At 58.1% G+C, this 19,859-nt stretch carries 16 protein-coding genes; 10 read left to right on the forward strand and 6 right to left on the reverse strand.

What is annotated here, in order from left to right; genetic code table 11:
* Window positions 1–126: 126 nt before the first annotated feature.
* Window positions 127–1,557 (forward strand): exodeoxyribonuclease I, encoded by a 1,431-nt coding sequence (gene sbcB / locus BW686_RS00340; protein ID WP_084913698.1) that lies wholly within the window; start codon window positions 127–129, stop codon window positions 1,555–1,557.
* A 69-nt stretch (window positions 1,558–1,626) separates the two neighbouring features.
* Here sbcB and mvaT read toward each other — a convergent pair whose 3' ends face one another.
* Window positions 1,627–2,007, reverse strand: coding sequence for a histone-like nucleoid-structuring protein MvaT (gene mvaT / locus BW686_RS00345; protein WP_002554971.1), 381 nt, complete (start codon window positions 2,005–2,007; stop codon window positions 1,627–1,629).
* 358 nt (window positions 2,008–2,365) lie between these two features.
* Between mvaT and purU the strand changes: the two genes are divergently transcribed.
* Together purU and BW686_RS00355 are read left to right on the forward strand one after the other, a co-directional pair.
* Window positions 2,366–3,217 carry a formyltetrahydrofolate deformylase gene (purU, locus tag BW686_RS00350; protein WP_084913699.1) on the forward strand — a complete coding sequence of 284 codons (852 nt, stop codon included), beginning with the start codon at window positions 2,366–2,368 and terminating at the stop codon, window positions 3,215–3,217.
* Window positions 3,218–3,292: 75 nt separating this feature from the next.
* Window positions 3,293–3,508: a hypothetical protein gene (locus BW686_RS00355; RefSeq protein WP_084913700.1), complete on the forward strand. Its 216-nt coding sequence runs from the start codon at window positions 3,293–3,295 to the stop codon at window positions 3,506–3,508.
* Window positions 3,509–3,558: 50 nt separating this feature from the next.
* On the opposite strand, the gene BW686_RS00360 is transcribed toward BW686_RS00355, so the two are convergent.
* Window positions 3,559–5,031, reverse strand: a complete 1,473-nt coding sequence (locus BW686_RS00360; protein WP_084913701.1) for an inorganic phosphate transporter — start codon at window positions 5,029–5,031, stop codon at window positions 3,559–3,561.
* A 204-nt stretch (window positions 5,032–5,235) separates the two neighbouring features.
* Window positions 5,236–5,433 carry a hypothetical protein gene (locus BW686_RS00365; protein ID WP_002554967.1) on the reverse strand — a complete coding sequence of 66 codons (198 nt, stop codon included), beginning with the start codon at window positions 5,431–5,433 and terminating at the stop codon, window positions 5,236–5,238.
* Between the two features lie 841 nt (window positions 5,434–6,274).
* Between BW686_RS00365 and pcaR the strand changes: the two genes are divergently transcribed.
* The 5 genes from pcaR (at window position 6,275) to BW686_RS00390 (ending at window position 11,560) form a co-directional block, all read left to right on the forward strand.
* Window positions 6,275–7,117: a pca regulon transcriptional regulator PcaR gene (gene pcaR, locus BW686_RS00370; RefSeq protein WP_084913702.1), complete on the forward strand. Its 843-nt coding sequence runs from the start codon at window positions 6,275–6,277 to the stop codon at window positions 7,115–7,117.
* A gap of 159 nt (window positions 7,118–7,276) precedes the next feature.
* Entirely contained in the window at window positions 7,277–8,134 is an 858-nt protein-coding gene (locus BW686_RS00375) for a CoA transferase subunit A (protein WP_084913703.1), read from the forward strand.
* Complete coding sequence (locus BW686_RS00380) at window positions 8,131–8,913, forward strand: CoA-transferase subunit beta (protein WP_179149136.1); 783 nt, start codon at window positions 8,131–8,133, stop codon at window positions 8,911–8,913. Before BW686_RS00375 ends, BW686_RS00380 begins: the two co-directional genes overlap by 4 nt.
* The gene (gene pcaF, locus BW686_RS00385) at window positions 8,913–10,112 is read left to right on the forward strand and encodes a 3-oxoadipyl-CoA thiolase (protein ID WP_084913705.1); all 1,200 of its coding nucleotides are present in this window, start codon (window positions 8,913–8,915) and stop codon (window positions 10,110–10,112) included. The genes BW686_RS00380 and pcaF overlap by 1 nt, the downstream gene beginning before the upstream one ends.
* A 146-nt stretch (window positions 10,113–10,258) precedes the next feature.
* Window positions 10,259–11,560 (forward strand): MFS family transporter, encoded by a 1,302-nt coding sequence (locus BW686_RS00390; RefSeq protein WP_084913706.1) that lies wholly within the window; start codon window positions 10,259–10,261, stop codon window positions 11,558–11,560.
* A gap of 63 nt (window positions 11,561–11,623) precedes the next feature.
* Here the strand turns inward: BW686_RS00390 and BW686_RS00395 are convergent, their stop codons facing one another.
* Genes BW686_RS00395 through BW686_RS00405 form a run of 3 tightly spaced genes read right to left on the reverse strand, consistent with a single transcriptional unit; the run spans window position 11,624 to window position 17,379 of the window.
* Window positions 11,624–13,084, reverse strand: coding sequence for an AdeC/AdeK/OprM family multidrug efflux complex outer membrane factor (locus BW686_RS00395; RefSeq protein WP_084913707.1), 1,461 nt, complete (start codon window positions 13,082–13,084; stop codon window positions 11,624–11,626).
* Window positions 13,081–16,215 (reverse strand): efflux RND transporter permease subunit, encoded by a 3,135-nt coding sequence (locus tag BW686_RS00400; RefSeq protein WP_084913708.1) that lies wholly within the window; start codon window positions 16,213–16,215, stop codon window positions 13,081–13,083. Before BW686_RS00400 ends, BW686_RS00395 begins: the two co-directional genes overlap by 4 nt.
* Window positions 16,216–16,218: 3 nt before the next feature.
* The gene (locus BW686_RS00405) at window positions 16,219–17,379 is read right to left on the reverse strand and encodes an efflux RND transporter periplasmic adaptor subunit (protein WP_084913709.1); all 1,161 of its coding nucleotides are present in this window, start codon (window positions 17,377–17,379) and stop codon (window positions 16,219–16,221) included.
* Between the two features lie 255 nt (window positions 17,380–17,634).
* Between BW686_RS00405 and BW686_RS00410 the strand changes: the two genes are divergently transcribed.
* Together BW686_RS00410 and BW686_RS00415 are read left to right on the forward strand one after the other, a co-directional pair.
* Entirely contained in the window at window positions 17,635–18,282 is a 648-nt protein-coding gene (locus BW686_RS00410; RefSeq protein ID WP_084913710.1) for a TetR family transcriptional regulator, read from the forward strand.
* Between the two features lie 430 nt (window positions 18,283–18,712).
* Window positions 18,713–19,846, forward strand: coding sequence for a DUF3396 domain-containing protein (locus BW686_RS00415; protein WP_084913961.1), 1,134 nt, complete (start codon window positions 18,713–18,715; stop codon window positions 19,844–19,846).
* The last annotated feature ends 13 nt before the right edge of the window (window positions 19,847–19,859 follow it).

Consider the following 19,859-nt stretch of genomic DNA (forward strand, 5'->3'; position numbering starts at 1 on the left):
TAAGCAACCGACCATTCAAGACGCCGGCTGTAAGAAAACATTTCCCTGTGCGCCGGATACCAGCCCATTAGCCAACGACGGCCTTGACGCCCTACACTTCGAGGGTCTTTTGCTCAGGATCAGCCCGTGACTTCCAGCATTTTCTGGTATGACTACGAAACCACCGGTATCAACCCGCGCAATGATCGTGCGTTGCAGATGGCCGGTATCCGCACCGATGCCGAGCTCAATGAAATTGCGCCTCCGGTCAATCTGTACTGCCAGCCCGGTGATGACATTCTGCCTCATCCCGCCGCCTGTGTGATCACCGGCATCACGCCGGCCACCTTGGCCGAAAAAGGCTTGTGCGAGGCCGATTTCATGACCCGCGTGCATGCCGAACTCTCTGCGCCCGGCACGTGCGGCGCGGGTTACAACACATTGCGTTTCGACGATGAAGTCACGCGATACAGTTTCTACCGCAACTTTTTCGACCCCTATGCGCGCGAATGGCAGGGCGGCAACACTCGCTGGGACCTGATCGATGTGGTGCGCGCAGCCTACGCATTGCGCCCTGACGGCATTGTCTGGCCGGAACAGGATGGTCGGGTCACGCTCAAGCTGGAGCGATTGACGGCCGCCAATGGTATTGATCATGGGCAGGCGCACGATGCGTTATCCGATGTCCGTGCAACTATCGCATTGGCTCGCCTGATTCGCGAGAAGCAGCCCAGGCTTTATGACTATCTGTTTGCATTGCGTACTAAACAGAAAGTCCAGGACCAGGTCCATCTCATGCAGCCACTGGTGCATATTTCGGGACGTTTTTCGGCCGCGCGTAACTACCTGGGCGTCGTGCTTCCGCTGGCATGGCATCCCCATAATCGCAACGCGCTGATTGTCTGCGACCTGCACCTGGATCATTCGCCGTTGTTAAAGTACGACGCTGAAACGCTAAAGCAACGCTTATATACGCGGCATGACGCGTTGCAAGAAGGCGAATTGCCAGTGCCGCTGAAATTGCTGCATATAAATCGTTGTCCAGTGGTCGCGCCATTGGGCGTGCTGCGTCACGAGGATCAGCAACGTCTGCAATTGGATATGGCAGCTTATCAGGCACGTGCTGCGCAGTTGAGTGACAGCCGAGAAGTTTGGCAGGATAAATTACAGGTCCTCTACGGCAAGGATGACTTCGTGGCAAGTGAAGATCCCGAACAACAGTTATATGATGGATTTATCGGTGATCGTGACCGGCGACTGTGCGAGCAAGTTCGACACGCCGAGCCTGAACAACTGGCCCGTGACGGGTGGCCGTTCGATGATGCTCGCTTGCCAGAGTTGTTATTCAGGTACCGGGCTCGTAACTTTCCAGGCACCTTGAGCGCCGAAGAGCAACAGCGCTGGCTGACGTTCTGTCAGCAGCGGCTGAGCAGCCCTGAATGGGGCGCGCCCAATACCCTACAGGATTTTACGAAAGCGCTGATTGACGTGTCGCTTAGTGCCACCCCGCCGCAGCTGGAGGTATTGCGGCAATGGCAGGATTACGCCCAGCAGCTGAGTAAACGTCTGGGGGTATAAATAGCGGACAATAAAAAACGCCAGCAAGCTGGCGTTTTTCAATGGCCGTCAATCACGACCGTATGAAGCTTAGCCCAACAGAGTGGCCCAGCTTTCAACGTCGTCACTGCCCCACTTGGCTTTCCACTCTTTCAGCGTTTTGTGGTTGCCACCTTTGGTTTCGATGACTTCGCCGTTGTGCGGGTTCTTGTATTGCTTGACCTTGCGAGCGCGTTTGGTGCCGGCAGGTTTAACAGCGCCGCCACGGGGGGCTTTGTTGACCTTGGCGTCCGGATCCAGCAGAGCAATGATGTCACGCAGCGATTTCTGATATTCGCCCATCAGCGTGCGCAGTTTGCCTTCGAATTCCAGCTCGGTTTGCAGTTTGTCGTCTTGCGACAGGTTCTTCAAACGGGCTTGCAGTTCTTTGATGGCTTCTTCGGTGGCGCGGTATTCGTTGATCAGGGACATGAGGAGACCTTATGTTGTGAAGGGTGGCAGGGACACAGTGCGGCAATAATAGTCACTGTAAATGAGCAAGTAAACATTAAATAAAAGTTTTATTTGAATTATTTAGCAATATACACGCGTCCTACAGACGTCTGAACTAGGTGGGCGCCCGGCTTCCTTCAAAAGAACGCGGCTATAAAGCCCTGCTTAATATAGGTCTTGTTTAGCGCCGGGTCCTCGGAAAGCCGATACTGGCAAGGTGCAATCTTTTGCCTGGGCGGCGTCCTTTCCGACAGGCGAATCGGGTCAACAGAGATACTGCAGTTTTGCTGCGCAGCCGCTAGAATGGCGGCTTTGCGAAGTTCTGGAGTTTCCCCCAATGCGCACTTTTCGTCTGGTGATTGCTTGCCCGGACCGTGTAGGCATCGTTGCCAAAGTCAGTAACTTTCTGGCGTCCCATAACGGCTGGATCACTGAAGCGAGTCATCACTCTGACACTCTCAGCGGCTGGTTTTTCATGCGTCATGAAATCCGTGCCGATACCCTGCCTTTTGATCTGGACGGGTTTCGTGAGGCCTTCACGCCCATCGCCGAAGCGTTCTCGATGGACTGGCGCATCACCGATTCGGCACAGAAGAAGCGCGTCGTACTCATGGCCAGCCGTGAATCCCACTGCCTGGCGGACCTGCTGCACCGCTGGCACAGTGATGAACTCGACTGCGATATCGCCTGTGTCATTTCAAACCATCAGGACCTGCGCAGCATGGTCGAGTGGCATGACATTCCTTATTACCATGTACCGGTAGACCCTAAAGACAAGGAACCGGCCTTTGCCGAAGTGTCGCGTCTGGTCGGGCATCATCAGGCGGATGTTGTCGTCCTGGCGCGTTACATGCAAATCCTGCCGCCGCAACTGTGCCGTGAGTACGCCCACCAGGTGATCAATATCCACCACAGTTTCCTGCCTTCGTTTGTCGGTGCCAAGCCTTACCACCAGGCGTCGTTGCGCGGCGTCAAACTGATTGGCGCGACCTGCCACTATGTCACCGAAGAGCTTGATGCCGGCCCGATCATCGAACAGGATGTGGTGCGCGTCAGTCACCGTGACAGCATCGAAAACATGGTGCGTTTCGGTCGTGACGTGGAAAAGATGGTATTGGCTCGCGGTCTGCGTGCCCACCTGGAAGACCGTGTTCTGGTACACGACAACAAGACAGTCGTCTTCAGTTGATCTATTGTTCGGGGGCGCGCCGGTCGCGCTCCCGACGCAATGTCGGCAAGGGTGCAATGCTCAAGGTGACAGCCGATGACAGATCCGCTCGATAAAGCCACGTCCACCGCCCCAGCCACGCTTGGCGAAGGCTGCCTCAGCCGATATGACCCCGCTGCCCTGACGCCGGAAGACGGTGCCGACTTTGACGGTGCTGCCCAGTTGTGGCTTGAACTGCAGAACGCAGCCGGGGGAGGGAGTACGCAGGTACTTGATGAGGCGGTTATCGCGGCGCAAAAACAACGCAGGTGATGCAAACCCCTTGGGGCGATGCCGGTTAGGCATCGCCCCAAGGACGTTGATCAGGACAGCGCTTTGGACGCCAGCCAGAACAGCGCAGCAGACAGGGCGACGGTCGCTGGCAGGGTCAGCACCCAGGCGAGCAGGATGGTGCGAACCGTTCCGCCTTGCAGGCCGCTCTTGTTGGCAACCATCGTACCGGCCACGCCTGACGAGAGAATGTGGGTTGTGGACACCGGCAGGCTGAACACGTTGGCGAGGCCGATGGCACAGGCGGTGGTGATTTGCGCCGACATGCCTTGTGCGTAGGTCATGCCTTGCTTGCCGATCTTCTCGCCGATGGTCAGGACCACACGTTTCCAGCCAACCATGGTGCCAATGCCCAGCGCCAGTGCAACGGCCAGAATCACCCAGAACGGCGCGTACTCCGTCGTGGCGGTCAGGTCTTTGCGCAGTTTTTCCAGGTCGGATTTTTCGCGGGCAGCCAGGTCTGGAAGCTTGCCGACCTTGCGTGCGGTGTCGTCCAGGCACAACAGATAGCGACGTACTTCGATGCGGCTTTCAGGCGCGAGCGAATGGTAGTCCGATACACCTTTCAGGCGGTCGAGCAGGGCGTCGATGGTCGGTTCGGTCTGCTTCGGGTTACAGGCGGAGCTGGACGGCAAGTCGCCTTTTTCAGCCTTGCCCATCGCCAGGTATTCGCCCAGCATGCTGCTGTTGCGTTGATAGAACTGGCTGAGATGCTGTGTGGCATCGCGGGTTCGTTCGATTTGATAGGTCGTGCTGGTGAGGTCCAGGACGAACTGGCTTGGCACGATGCCGATCAACACCAGCATGATCAGGCCAATGCCTTTCTGGCCGTCATTGGAGCCGTGTACGAAGCTGACCGCCATTGCGGAAATCACCAGCACCAGACGATTCCAGAAAGGGGGGTGCTTCTTGTCATCGAGCTTGCGGCGCTGATCGGGCGTCTTGTGCATTTTCGACAGTGGGCGCCACCATTTCAGCCCGAGCAACACCAGGCCGGCCACGATGAAACCGGCCAGTGGCGAGAACACCAGCGAAGCACCGATATCGATCGCTTTCTGCCAGTTGACGCCATCGGCCAGCGGGATGTCATTGATCAGGGCGTTGGCCAGGCCCACGCCGAGTATCGAGCCGATGAGGGTGTGGGAACTGGAAGCCGGGATGCCGAAGTACCAGGTGCCGAGGTTCCAGGTAATGGCCGCGGCCAGCAACGAGAACACCATGGCCAGGCCGTGTCCGGTGTTGACGTTGATCAGCAGTTCGACCGGCAGCAGATGGACAATGGCGTACGCAACGCCAACACCGCCCAGCAATACGCCGAGAAAGTTGAATATACCCGAGAAGAACACCGCCAGATGAGGCGGCATGGCTTTGGTATAAATGACTGTCGCCACCGCGTTGGCGGTGTCATGAAAGCCGTTGATGAACTCGAAGGTGAGGACGAAAGCCAGGGCGAGCAACAGGCTCACAAGCACCCAGGCATCAAGCCCGCTGAATAAATCGATCATGTAGGTTTTCTGACCGGGTCTGAAGGGGGCGAGATTATGACAGAAAAAATACAGCACGACTTGTCATCACTACGCGGTGTCGCTTCAAGCCAAAAAAAAGACGCATGAGCGCCGCCCCGTTGAATGCTCAATGAGGCCGTTGTGCGTAGGTTTGCGGATGCAGGAAAGCTGCGATGAACAGGTCGGGGCATTAGGCCCGTTGTGTCATGGCTCTTCTTTCAGACCTTCTTCCATTTTTTGCAGTTCTTGCTTGAACGCCTGATCCAGCAAGCTGGCTCGTTTGCGCCACGGCTTGCGCTCCGGTTCCGGTTGCGCGGCGTAGGTGGTGATTTCGCCGCCGTAGACATCCTTGTAACGTTGCTCCTGGCGCTCAAGTTCCGCGCGCAGTTCATCTTTAGTCACTGTATTACCTGTTCAAGTCAAATGAGGTCTGGTGATAACGCAAAACATGGCATGTATGTCCGCTACCGTCTGCTCGTTGAACCAGAACAGGCAAAAGCCTGCGCGGATGTCGAACCGAAGGGCGTCGGGCATCTTGCAATTGCTTGCGGCTACGCGCACCAGAAAAACAGTTGTCGTAGCGACAGAGGTTTTGATTTCAAGCGCCGGTGCCGGTGTTTGACTGACGTTTCGGCGATCTTGCTGGAGGTGCAACCTGAAGGCGCTTCGACAAGAGAGTCGAGGCAGACAGTTCATGCACGGATCCAAAAGTGCGAAGGGAGTGCCGACTCACTGAGAGACACTATCTCCAAGAAGCCCTGTTACGTCAACAGCAGACCTTGAATGAGTTCACATGTCTGTTTTTTTTGTACGACTGTTCTGAAGTTTTAGTGGGCCGTTTATATGAAAGAACTTTTATAAAGTAATGTTCAGCCCGTTATGACAAGACACGTGTGATGGAATTCACAGAGTTTCATACCTGAGATGACAGAGGGTTTTTTGCGCGTGCGGGAAAAGGGACTGACAAAAGGGGTGTCGAGCGGGTGGGTTCGTTTTCCAATGAAAACGGCCTTGCTGGTTGAGCAAGGCCGCTGCCTATGACTTCTCAGTGGGTACCTGACCAGTAATTTCCAAGAAGTCACTTCATGGCAGCGGTAAAGGTATAAGCATATGTGCATCGGGTCAATTGCGATTATCGGCCACCTGTTCGATAATCGCACGGACCGGCGTGCGCGTCACGGCTTGAAATGTTCTGAATCCTGCGTGTTACAAGGCCTGAACGAGTGTTACAGAGGGTGCGACCATGAACGATGAACTGCGTAATTCTTTTGCCTCATTGGCACCGCCCATCGTGGCTTCACCTGCCAAGCGTATTCAGGCCCTGACCGGTGACCCTGACTTCATGACCTCGTTGGCGCGTGGGCTGGCGGTCATTCATGCCTTTCAGGAGCGCAAACGGCACCTGACCATCGCGCAGATCAGCCACCGGACAGAGATCCCCCGGGCGGCGGTGCGCCGTTGTCTGCACACCCTGATCAAGCTGGGTTACGCGACCACCGACGGGCGCACGTATTCGTTGCTGCCCAAGGTGTTGACCCTGGGTCATGCCTATCTGTCATCGACGCCCCTGGCCACGTCTTCGCAGCCTTATCTGGACCGCATGAGCGATCAACTGCACGAGGCGTGCAACATGGCGACGCTGGAAGGCGATGACATTCTTTATATAGCCCGCTCGGCAACCACTCAGCGTCTGATCTCGGTGGACCTTTCCGTCGGTGGTCGTCTGCCGGCTTATTGCACGTCCATGGGGCGAATCCTGTTGGCGGCGCTGGATGACGTGTCGTTGCAGGAGTACCTGGACCACGTCGATCTGCAGCCCAAGACCAGCCGGACCATTCGTACGCCCGAAGCGTTGCTTGAATGCCTGCAACTGGTTCGTCAACAAGGCTGGTGCATTGTCGATCAGGAACTTGAGCAAGGGCTGCGTTCGATTGCCGTACCGGTTTATGATGCGTCGGGTCAGGTTCTGGCGGCGCTGAATGTCAGCACCAGTGCCGGGCGCGTAGCGCGTAGCGAGCTGGAGCAGCGTTTTCTGCCGATCATGCTCGACGCCAGTCGCGACCTGAGTACCCAGCTGTTTACCTGATGCCCTGAGGTGTGCCCTCGCAAGTGAATTTGTTCGGTTACCGAACGGTTAGTCGATTATCGGATTGTTTGCCAAGTGGCTCAGGCTTAACCTCATTTTCATTCCGGCGCAGGTTGTTCGCGCTGATCAATGAACGTGAAGTCGGGTTCGGAGCACCTCATGGCAGACATTCTTTCTTTACGCGACGCGGTGAAGCAACTGGTCAACGATGGCGACACCGTTGCGCTTGAGGGCTTCACCCATCTGATTCCCACGGCCGCTGGCCATGAAATCATCCGTCAGGGCAAAAAAGACCTGACCCTGGTGCGCATGACCCCTGACCTGATCTACGACCAGTTGATCGGTGCCGGTTGTGCGAAACGTCTGATTTTCTCGTGGGGCGGCAACCCTGGTGTTGGCTCGCTGCACCGTTTGCGCGATGCCGTCGAAAAGCAATGGCCGCGTGCGATGGAAATCGAAGAACACAGCCACGCTGACCTCGCCAATGCTTACGTGGCCGGTGCGTCGGGCTTGCCTTTCGCGGTACTGCGCGCGTATGCCGGTTCTGACCTGCCCAAGGTCAACCCGCTGATCAAGACCGTCACTTGCCCGTTCACCGGGGAAGTGCTGGCTGCGGTGCCTTCGGTACGCCCGGACGTGACCGTGATTCACGCGCAGAAGGCCGACCGCAAAGGCAATGTGCTGCTGTGGGGCATTCTCGGTGCTCAGAAAGAAGCTGCATTGGCTGCCAAGCGCTGCATCGTGACCGTGGAAGAGATCGTCGAAGACCTCAAGGCACCGATGAACTCCTGCGTACTGCCGACCTGGGCGCTGAGCGCGGTTTGCCTGGTGCCCGGCGGTGCGCACCCGTCCTACGCGCATGGCTACTACGAGCGGGACAACCCGTTCTATCAAGCCTGGGACCCGATTGCCCGCGACCGCGATACCTTCACGGCGTGGATCGACGAATACATCCACGGCACAGCAGATTTCAGCGAATTCCAGAGCAAGCTGGCTCGCGCTTCGGAGGCCAAATAATGACGTACTCCACCAGTGAAATGATGACCGTGGCGGCCGCTCGCCGTTTGCGTAACGGCTCGGTCTGCTTTGTCGGCATCGGCCTGCCTTCCAAGGCGGCGAACCTTGCACGGCTCACGTCTTCGCCCGACGTGGTGCTGATCTACGAATCCGGCCCGATTGGCGCCAAGCCCACCGTGTTGCCGCTGTCGATTGGCGACGGTGAACTGGCGGAAACCGCGGACACCGTCGTTTCCACCAGCGAGATTTTCCGCTACTGGCTGCAAGGCGGTCGGGTCGATGTCGGTTTTCTGGGCGCTGCGCAAGTGGATCGCTTCGGCAATATCAACACCACCGTCGTAGGCGATTATCACCACCCGAAAGTCCGCCTGCCCGGTGCCGGAGGCGCGCCGGAAATTGCGGGCTCGGCGAAGTCGGTGTTGATCATTCTCAAACAGTCGGCGCGCTCATTCGTCAACAAGCTCGATTTCATCACTTCGGTCGGTCATGGCGAAGGCGGCGATTCGCGCAAGCGTCTCGGGCTGCCGGGCGCGGGGCCTGTGGGGATCATCACGGACCTGTGCATCATGGAACCGGAGGAGGGCACTCACGAGTTCATCGTGACCACACTGCACCCAGGCGTTACCCGCGAACAGGTCATCGCTGCCACGGGGTGGGAAATCCGTTTTGCGGAGAATGTGGTGGTGTCTGAAGAACCCACGGACGTCGAGCTGACAGCGCTGCGGGATCTGGAAGCCCGTACTGCCGCTGCTCATGGCCAGGTTGCAGGAGAAGCGTGATGCGTGACGTCTTTATCTGCGATGCGATTCGTACCCCGATTGGCCGTTTCGGCGGCGGTTTGTCCACGGTCCGTGCCGACGATCTGGCTGCCATACCGATCAAGGCACTGATGGAGCGCAACCCCGCCGTCAACTGGGAAGAGGTTGATGAAGTGTTTCTCGGCTGCGCCAATCAGGCCGGTGAGGACAACCGTAACGTGGCGCGCATGGCGGCCTTGCTCGCCGGGCTGCCGAAAAGCGTTCCGGGCGTCACGCTCAATCGCCTTTGCGCATCGGGCATGGATGCCATCGGCACCGCGTTCCGGGCCATCGCTTCGGGAGAGATGGAGCTGGCGATTGCTGGTGGCGTGGAGTCAATGTCTCGCGCGCCGTTCGTGATGGGCAAAGCCGACGCTGCGTTTTCGCGCAACATGAAACTCGAAGACACCACCATTGGCTGGCGCTTCATCAATCCGGCCATGAAGGCTTTATACGGTGTGGATTCCATGCCGGAGACGGGCGACAACGTCGCGACGGATTTCAATATTTCTCGAGCCGATCAGGACGCTTTCGCCCTGCGCAGCCAGCAACGCACTGCCGTTGCTCAGGCTGCGGGCTTTTTCGAGGAAGAAATCGTGCCGGTGCGGGTCGCGCACAAAAAAGGCGAAACGGTTGTCGACAAGGATGAGCATCCGCGTGGCGATACCAGCCTGGAAACCCTGAGCAAACTCAAGCCGGTCAATGGTTCGGATCAGACCGTCACTGCTGGCAATGCATCCGGCGTCAACGACGGTGCCGCTGCACTGATTCTGGCTTCCGCCGAGGCGGTCAAAAAGCACGGTCTGACCCCTCGCGCCCGCGTGCTGGGCATGGCCAGTGCCGCCGTCGAACCTCGGGTGATGGGCATCGGTCCGGTGCCGGCAGTGCGCAAACTGGTCGAGCGTTTAGGCCTGGCCGTTGCCGACTTCGACGTGATCGAACTCAACGAGGCGTTTGCCAGCCAAGGCCTGGCGGTCTTGCGCGAACTCGGCTTGGCGGACGATGCTCCGCAGGTCAACCCCAATGGCGGCGCGATTGCCCTCGGGCACCCGCTGGGCATGAGTGGCGCACGGCTGGTATTGACCGCGTTGCACCATCTGGAAAAAACCGGCGGACGCCGAGGTCTGGCAACCATGTGCGTCGGTGTAGGGCAGGGGCTGGCACTGGCCATAGAACGTTAAAACCTTCTGCATCAACCCTGTTGTTCAGCAACCCGGTTCATCTGTTTGCCTCCACGAAAAGGCATGCTGATGAACCGGGTTGTTGTGCTTGGTCGAAGAGGATGTTACAGCTTGTTTCTTATGGACGTTTTGCTTGGGGGAAAATAATGACGACAACATCAAAAGCACCGCATTACACCGGCGAGGAGCGAAGCAAAAGAATCTTCGCGATTGTCGGTGCGTCTTCAGGGAATCTGGTCGAATGGTTCGACTTTTATATCTATGCGTTCTGCGCCATCTATTTCGCGCCCGCCTTCTTTCCTTCCGATGATCCGACTGTTCAGTTGCTCAACACCGCGGGTGTATTTGCGGCCGGCTTTCTGATGCGTCCGATTGGTGGCTGGCTGTTTGGCCGCGTGGCCGACAAACATGGCCGCAAGAACTCGATGCTGATTTCGGTCACCATGATGTGCGCGGGTTCTTTGATCATCGCGTGTCTGCCCACGTATGCATCCATTGGCGCCTGGGCGCCTGCGTTGTTGCTGATGGCGCGCCTGCTTCAAGGGCTGTCGGTGGGGGGAGAATACGGCACCACGGCAACTTACATGAGTGAAGTGGCATTGCGTGGGCAGCGTGGTTTCTATGCGTCGTTTCAATACGTGACGTTGATCGGCGGCCAGTTGCTGGCGGTGCTGACGGTGGTGATTCTGCAGCAGTTTCTCAGCACCGAAGAGTTACGCGCCTACGGCTGGCGTATCCCGTTCGTGATCGGTGCGGCAGCCGCTGTCATCGCCCTGTTGCTGCGTCGCACACTCAATGAAACCACCACCGCCGAAACGCGCCAGGACAAGGATGCGGGCAGTATCGTTGCGCTCTTCAAGAACCACGCCGCTGCGTTTATCACGGTACTGGGCTATACCGCCGGTGGCTCGTTGATTTTCTACACCTTCACCACTTACATGCAAAAGTACCTGGTCAATACCGGTGGCATGGAAGCCAAAACGGCCAGCTACATCATGACGGGCGCGCTGTTTCTGTACATGTGCATGCAGCCGTTCTTCGGCATGCTGGCGGACCGTATCGGTCGGCGTAATTCGATGTTGTTGTTCGGCGCACTGGGCACGTTGTGTACGGTGCCGATTCTGATGACCCTGAAAACCACGACCAATCCGTTTATTGCGTTCGCACTGATTACGCTGGCGTTGGCGATTGTCAGCTTCTACACCTCGATCAGCGGGCTGGTCAAAGCCGAGATGTTTCCGCCTCAGGTGCGTGCGCTGGGCGTGGGGCTGGCGTATGCGGTGGCCAACGCGATGTTCGGTGGCTCGGCGGAGTGGGTGGCCTTGAAGCTCAAGAGCGCCGGGATGGAAAACAGCTTCTACTGGTACGTGACGGCCATGATGGCGGTCGCTTTCCTGTTCAGCCTGCGGCTGCCAAAAGAGCCGAAATATCTGCATCAGGATCACTGATCGCCGAGGTGTTCAGCCATAAAAAAACCCACCTGATCAGGTGGGTTTTTTTGTGCGCTGCAATCAGAACAATTGAACCGAAGGCTTCTCTTTGGAGATGGTTTCGGTCTGCCCGGTTCTTTCATACCAGCCGCCGCCGAGGGCCTTGTACAGGTTGACCTCGCTGGTCAGCTGCGACAGGCGATCGGTGATCAGCGTTTGTTGCGCGCTGAACAACGAGCGCTGGGCGTCGAGGAAGGTCAGGTTGCTGTCGATGCCAATGCGGTAGCGACGCTCGGCCAGACGGTAGTAGTCCTGGTTGGCCGTGACAAAGTCACGTTGCGCCTGGAGCTGCTCGTCGTAGGTCTTGCGTGAAGCCAGGCCGTCGGACACTTCCTGGAAGGCGGTCTGAATGGCCTTCTCGTAGTTGGCGACGCTGATTTCTTTCTGGATTTTCGAGTAATCCAGGCTGGCGCGCAGGTTGCCGGCGTTGAAGATCGGGATGTTGATGCTCGGCTGGAACAACCAGGCTCCGGAACCCGCCTTGAACAGGCCAGACAGTTCAGAACTGCTAGTCCCGGCACTGGCCGTCAGGCTAATGCTCGGGAAGAACGCTGCACGTGCTGCGCCGATATTGGCGTTGGCCGCCTTGAGCGTGTACTCGGCCTGCAGAATGTCAGGGCGACGCTGCAGCAGGTCCGACGGCAAGCCGGCCGGCATTTCGGTCAGCATGTCGGAGTCCAGCAAATGGCTGGCCGGCAGGTTGTCAGGCAGGCTGGTGCCCAGCAGCAGCACCAGGCTGTTCTGGTCCTGGGCAACCAGACGCTGGTACTGGGCCAGTTTGGCGCGGGCGCTTTCGACAGCGGTACGCGACTGGCTCAGGTCCAGGGCCGAAGAAACACCGACTTCATTGCTGCGCGACGTCAGGCGGAAGCTTTCTTCGTAGGTTTTAAGGGTGTCCTGCGTCAGTTTGAGCAGTTCCTTGTCAGCCTGCCAGGTCATGTAGGCATTGGCGACGCTGGCCACCAGACTGATCTGGGTGCTGCGGCGCGCTTCTTCAGTGGCGAAGTAGTTTTCCAGTGCCTGTTCGCTGAGGCTGCGTACTCGACCAAACAGGTCCAGCTCATAGGCGCTGACGCCCAGTGTCGCGGAATAGCTGCTGGTGATGGCGGATTGGCCAGTCTGCGACTGGTCGGCAGGCACGCGTTGGCGACTGCCGCTGCCAGTGGCCGATACCGCGGGGAACAAGTCCGAACGCTGGATACGGTACTGGGCGCGGTAGGCGTCGATGTTCAGCGCCGCGACCCGAAGGTCACGGTTATTGAGCAACGCGGTCTGAATCAGCTGTTGCAAGGCCGGGTCGTTGAAGAAGTGGCGCCAGCCTTGCTCTGCGGCGGCCATTTTGGCCCCCTCGGCCGGCGAGTACGCCGGACCTTGCGGATACTGTGCGGCGACCGGAGCTTCCGGCTGTTTGTAATCGGGGATCAAAGAGCAGCCGCCGAGAATGAACGCGGTAACTGCAAGAGAGATCAATGACTTGCTCATTGGCCAGCCTCATCGTGTGAAATATGTTTCTGCTTGCTTTTGAACAGCCCCGAGATCGATACAAAGAACAGGGGCACCCAGAAGATCGCCAGAATAACTGCCGTGATCATACCGCCAATTACGCCAGTACCGATCGAATGCTGACTGCCCGAACCTGCGCCCGAGGAAATCGCCAGCGGCACGACGCCGAGGATGAACGCCATCGACGTCATGATGATCGGACGCAAGCGCATGCGGCAAGCTTCGATTGCTGCGTCGGTGAGGCTCTTGCCCTGTTCATGAAGTTCTTTGGCGAACTCGACGATCAGAATGGCGTTCTTCGCCGCCAGACCCACCGTCACCAGCAGCCCGACCTGGAAGAACACATCGTTGGACAAGCCGCGCAGGCTGGTCGCCATCAGCGCACCGATAACGCCCAACGGGACCACGAGGATGACGGCGATCGGGATCGACCAGCTTTCATACAGCGCCGCCAGACACAGGAACACGACCAGCAACGACAGCGCGTACAGGGCAGGGGCCTGGGAACCGGACAGACGTTCCTCGTAGGACAGACCTGTCCAGGAGATGCCGATACCTTGCGGCAGCTTCTTGGCCAGGGCCTCTACTTCAGCCATTGCATCGCCGCTGCTGTAGCCAGGGGCTGGCGTACCGAGAATTTCCTCTGCCGCCACGCCGTTGTAGCGTGACAGTTTTGGCGACCCGTAAGACCACTTGCCACTGGCAAAGGACGAGAACGGCACCATTTCGCCCGAGCTGTTGCGCACGTACCATTTTTTCAGGTCTTCAGGCGTCATACGGGCACCTGCGTCACCCTGGATGTACACCTTCTTCACACGGCCACGGTCGATGAAGTCATTGACGTAGCTGCCACCCAACGCGATGGACAGTGTGTTGTTGATGTCCGACAGGGTGATACCGAGCGCGCTGGCGCGTTCGTCATCAATGATCAACTGGTATTGCGGCTCGTCGTTCAGCCCGTTCGGGCGCACGCCTGCCAGGATCTTGCTTTGCGCAGCCATGCCGAGGAACTGGTTACGTGCCTCCATCAGCTTGGTATGGCCGACGCCGCCCTGGTCTTGCAGATAGACGTCGAAGCCTGTCGCGTTACCCAGTTCCAGTACCGACGGCGGCACGATGGCGAACACCATCGCATCGCGCAGGCTGAAGAAGTAACCCTGAGCCCGTTTGGCCAGTTCGAAAACGCTGTTTTCCGCAGTACGTTCTTCCCACGGCTTGAGCATCACGAACGCGATGGCCGAACTTTGACCACGACCCGCGAAGTTGAAGCCGTTTACCGAGAACACCGACTTGACTGCACCGCTTTCCTTGGTGAGCAGGTACTCGCGCATCTGGTCGATGACTTCCTGCGTACGCTCGGTCGAAGAGCCTGCCGGGGTCTGGATCTGGGCGAAGATAACGCCCTGGTCTTCTTCCGGAAGGAACGCTGCGGGAATACGCATGAACATGAAAACCATGCCGGCGCAGATCAGAACGTAACCCAGGTAGGCTGGCCACTTGTGCTTGAGCATGTTGCCGACGCCGCGTTCGTAGCTCAGAACGCTGCGGTCGAAGGTGCGGTTGAACCAGCCGAAGAACCCACGCTTGGGCTGGCCATGCGTTTTCTCGTCGATGGGCTTGAGCATGGTGGCGCACAGCGCCGGGGTGAAGATCAGCGCCACGACCACCGACAGGGCCATTGCCGAGACGATGGTGATCGAGAACTGTTTGTAGATCACACCGGTGGAGCCGCCGAAGAATGCCATTGGCAGCAGAACCGCCGACAGCACCAGTGCGATACCTACCAATGCACCCTGGATCTGCGTCATGGATTTGATCGTGGCATCGCGCGGGGAGAGCTTTTCTTCCTCCATGACCCGCTCGACGTTTTCCACCACCACAATCGCATCGTCCACCAGCAAGCCGATGGCCAGCACCATGCCGAACATGGTCAGGGTGTTGATGGTGAAACCGAAGGCCGCGAGGATGCCGAATGTGCCCAGCAATACCACCGGAACGGTCATGGTGGTAATGACGGTGGCGCGGAAGTTCTGCAGGAACAGGTACATCACCAGGAACACCAGCACGATGGCTTCGATCAGGGTGTGAACCACACCGTTGATCGATTCGCTGACGACCGGCGTCGTGTCATACGGGTACACGACTTTCATGCCGGGCGGAAAGAACGGCTCCAGCGATGAAACGGTCGCACGGATGGCCTTGGCGGTGTCCAGTGCGTTGGCACCGGTTGCCAGCTTGATCGCCAGACCGGAAGCCGGTTTGCCGTCGAACTGCGAGTCGGTGCTGTAGTTTTCTGCGCCTAGGCCAACGGTGGCGACGTCTTTCAGGCGAACCTGCGAGCCGTCGGTGTTGACCTTGAGGAAGATGTTGCCGAACTGTTCAGCCGTCTGCAGACGGGTTTTACCGATGATCGTGGCGTTCAGTTGCTGACCGCTGATCGACGGCAAACCGCCCAGTTGACCGGACGACACCTGAACGTTCTGTGCGGTAATCGCATTTTTCACGTCCACCGGGGTCAGCTGGAAGTTGTTCAGCTTGGCCGGGTCCAGCCAGATGCGCATGGCGTACTGGGAACCGAACACCTGGAAGTCACCCACACCGGAGGTCCGGGAAATCGGGTCCTGCATGTTCGACACGATGTAGTTGGCCAGGTCTTCCTTGCCCATGCTGCCGTCTTCCGACACCAGACCGATCACCATCAGGAAGTTTTTCACTGCCTTGGTAACGCGGATGCCCTGCTGCTGCACTTCTTGCGGCAGCAGCGGCGTGGCCAGGTTGAGCTTGTTCTGCACCTGCACCTGCGCCGTATCCGGGTTGGTGCCCTGATTGAAGGTCGCGGTGATGGTCATGCTGCCGTCGGAGTTACTTTCCGAACTCACATAACGCAGGTTGTCGATGCCGTTGAGCTGCTGCTCGATGACCTGCACCACGGTGTCCTGCACGGTCTGTGCAGAGGCGCCCGGGTAGGTCACCTGAATGCCGATGGCAGGCGGTGCGATGCTCGGGTACTGGTTGATCGGCAGGCTGGAAATAGACAGCGCGCCGACCAGCATGATCACGAGGGCAATAACCCAGGCAAAAATGGGTCGATCAATAAAAAATTTCGACATGGGTTACTCCCCTTTGCTGCCTGCGGCTTTATCAGTGGCCGGGGCAGGCGCCGGGTTAGCTCCTTTAACGTTGGTCGCTTCGGCGACTTTCACTTCTGCACCTGGTTTGACGTATTGCAGGCCTTCGGTGATGACGCGATCACCTTCTTTGAGGCCGTCTTCTATCAGCCAGTCGCTGCCCACGGTGCGGTTGGCCACCAGCGTGCGCACTTCAACCTTGTTGTCCTGATTGACCACCATTGCGGTCGGCGTGCCTTTCAGGTCGCGCGTGACACCTTGTTGCGGTGCCAGGATGGCCTTCGAATTGACGCCGGCCTGCAATTGCGCGTGAACGAACATGCCTGGCAGCAGACGGTGTTCCGGGTTAGGGAAGACGGCACGCAGGGTGACGGAGCCGGTGGTCTGGTCAACCGACACTTCGGAGAACTCCAGCCTGCCTTCCTGTGCGTAGGTGCTGTTGTCTTCGAGCGTCAGTTTGACCTTGGCAGCGTTGTCGCCCACTTTCTGCAACTTGCCGCTGTCCATGTCATTGCGCAGCTTGAGCATGTCGGCGGATGACTGCACCACGTCCACGTAGATCGGGTCGAGCTGCTGAATGGTCGCCATTGCGTCGGTCTGGGCACTGCTGACCAGTGCGCCTTCGGTCACGACAGAGCGCCCGATACGGCCGGAAATCGGCGCCAGCACCTTGGTGTAGCGCAGGTTGATCTGAGCTGTTTGCAACGCAGCCTGGGCTTCCTGGGTCGAGGCCAGAGCGGTGTCGTATTCCTGACGACTGACCGCTTGCTCGCTGACCAGTTGCTTGTAGCGATCAGACATCGACTTGGCGGACTGCAACGTGGCCTTTGCGCTGTTGGCGTTGGCCTCGTAGATGTCGGGGTCGATCTGATACAGCTGCTGCCCGGCCTTGACGTCGCCGCCTTCGGTAAACAAACGCTTGAGAATGATGCCGTTGACCTGAGGGCGAACCTCGGCCACACGGAACGCCGTTGTCCTGCCCGGAAGCTCGGTGGTCAGGGTGTAAGGCTGTGCTTTGATGGTAACGACGCCGACCTGAGGGGTTTGCGCAGGCGGGGCGGCCTGTTCCTTCTTGCTACAGCCGCTGAGCAGTGTTGCCAGGGCGACGGCAGTGACCAGAACGGTAACAGCTGGCTTGAATTGCATGAAGATCCTCGGGGCAGGAGCCTGTTGTCTCAACGTTACGTTGAAGTGTAAAAAAATATTTCGGCTAGATAAGTAGCAGGCTAAGGAATATACTTACATTCGCGGTTGTTTGTAAATACCCGCAGCGCTCATTCGGCCACTCTTCAGGACGCCGATAGCCGATTCGGGACAAGGCGAGACAAATGCCGCCCGGTTATGTCTCCAGGCACGCATCCGGACAGGTGCCTGAGGTGAATTTTTTGAGGTTTTATTGCCATGGTTCGTCGCACCAAAGAGGAAGCCCAAGTCACCCGCAGCCAGATTCTGGAGGCGGCCGAGCAGGCTTTTTACGAGCGAGGCGTTGCTCGCACCACGCTGGCGGATATCGCGACGCTTGCCGGTGTGACGCGGGGTGCTATCTATTGGCACTTCAACAACAAGGCCGATCTGGTTCAGGCCATGCTCGACAGTCTTCAGGAGCCGCTCGACGAAATGGCAGAAGCCAGCCAGAGCGAGGAAGAAGAAGACCCGCTGGGTTGCATGAGAAACCTGCTGATTCACTTGTTTCATGAGCTCGCACTGGACCCGAAAACCCGTCGCATCAATGAAATCCTTTTTCACAAATGCGAGTTTACGGATGAGATGTGTGATTTTCGTCGTCAACGCCAGGACAATGCCGTCCAGTGCCATGACCGTATCACCCTGGGGCTGAACAATGCCGTTCGCCAGGGACAACTTCCTCAGGGTCTGGACACCGGCCGGGCGGCAGTCGCGCTGTTTTCCTACGTCAACGGCATAATCTATCAGTGGTTGCTGGTGCCAGACAGCTTTTCGCTGCCTGCCGAGGCCGAGCAGTTGGTGGATGTCTGTCTGGACATGCTTCGCTACAGCCCGACCTTGCGGCGCTCGTCGGCGACGGTCTGAAAGACGGGGGCTCATGGCGTGTCGTATTGTCTTACAGAGCCTGCCTCCATTCCATGCTCGATAGACGGCGGGTTTACCGACGGGTTATTCGTTTGTCCTGACGGTGCCCGTCGTTTACAACCGGTTGACCTGCGAACTTACAAAAATTTGTAGGAAGCAGGTAGGACATTTCCTGATACATGTAGCTGATTTCCCAAAGTAATTTTCGAGTATTGCCCCGTGGGAAAACTCCCTTCACTCTGCGCGTCCTGAAAGACCAGAGAAGAGGAAGGTTGCATGCTTTTGCCAAATCTTGCGCCTGTGTGCCCGGACGCCAGTGCTGTTGCTGTTCATCCGGGTGAATATGACGGTGGCTGGCGCGCGCGCGGGCATCTGCCGGATGTGGTCGGGTTATGCAACGGGCCGGCATGCGTTGAAAGGAGGGCGGATGATGTCGGACGCCGCAACTGATGCCACGAGGTTACTGGCCCGGCTCGCGCAGCAGTCTGAACGCATAGGTGTGGATTCGGCGCAGGGGATGCCGGTCATTCGACTGGGGTTGATCACCACGCTGTATTTTCGGAATGGTCACACGCCGGAGATGAAGCAACGCGTCGACGCCTGTTTTTCGCGCTTTTACGAAACATTCAAGACGAAGCTCAAGTGGCAATTGTTCAAGCGCATGCGCCGTTTGAGCGGGTCGGGCTTTGCTTCGACCCGACGTCAGGTGGTGGAGAGCCTTGCGCAAGAGCAGTTCACCTGGTCAATTGCCAGCGCTACCCAGGCCGAGGTCGCGATGTACAGCCTGTTCGTGATGAACACGTCCGAAGGGCAGGCGGAAAACGACCGTTCCTGTCTGAAAATGGTGCTGCCACTGTCGTACCTGAGCGAGCCTGACGGTTTGAAGCATTACGAGGCCTGGATCAGATACCTGAGCAGCGAAGTGCAGGTCGAACACGGTTTTGGCGGGCTGGCCTGTGTGCTGCCTTGCGATGGTCATCAGTACCTGCCATGGGAATACCGGCTGGCTCAGGATTACCCTGGCCTGATGGTCGATCCCGGCCCGCATATAGAAAGCCTGCGATTGCTGGATCGTATCAAAGGCGTCAGTTGGTACACCGTGCTGGGCGAGGGGTTCGTCAGGCAGTTGGGGGGCAGCGACCAGTTGCGCGGAGACATGAGCGCGCACAGCGACATCGTTTTCCATCGCTATCGCAATGGCCTGATCATTCGCGCAGGCGCGGTGCCCGAGTTGGGTGGCCGAGGTTTGCCGCCACCGAAGGCGTATGTGACGGTCAATCGAATCATCAAACCGATCCGCCTGCAGGACACCGGCAACCTTCATCCTTACCTGGCGCCCGGTATCGGCTTTACCGAAGAAACCACCGCGCAGTGGTATGCGAGATTCGATGAAAAACCCTTGCCGCCGGTAGACGCCGGCCAGGCATGCCCGCGCTCAGGCTGCTGGTTCAGCAGCGCGCAGTTCGGTTCGCGGCGGCATTTCACCGAGGGCGAACTCATGCCCTCGTTTGCCCATGTAAAGAGCAAGAAGACCCAATGGTTTTGGGCCGGAATGCCGTCCTGATTCACCAGGACGA

Origin of the sequence: Pseudomonas syringae (genome assembly GCF_002157375.1) — a bacterium.
GTDB classification, from domain to species: Bacteria; Pseudomonadota; Gammaproteobacteria; order Pseudomonadales; family Pseudomonadaceae; genus Aquipseudomonas; species Aquipseudomonas syringae_T.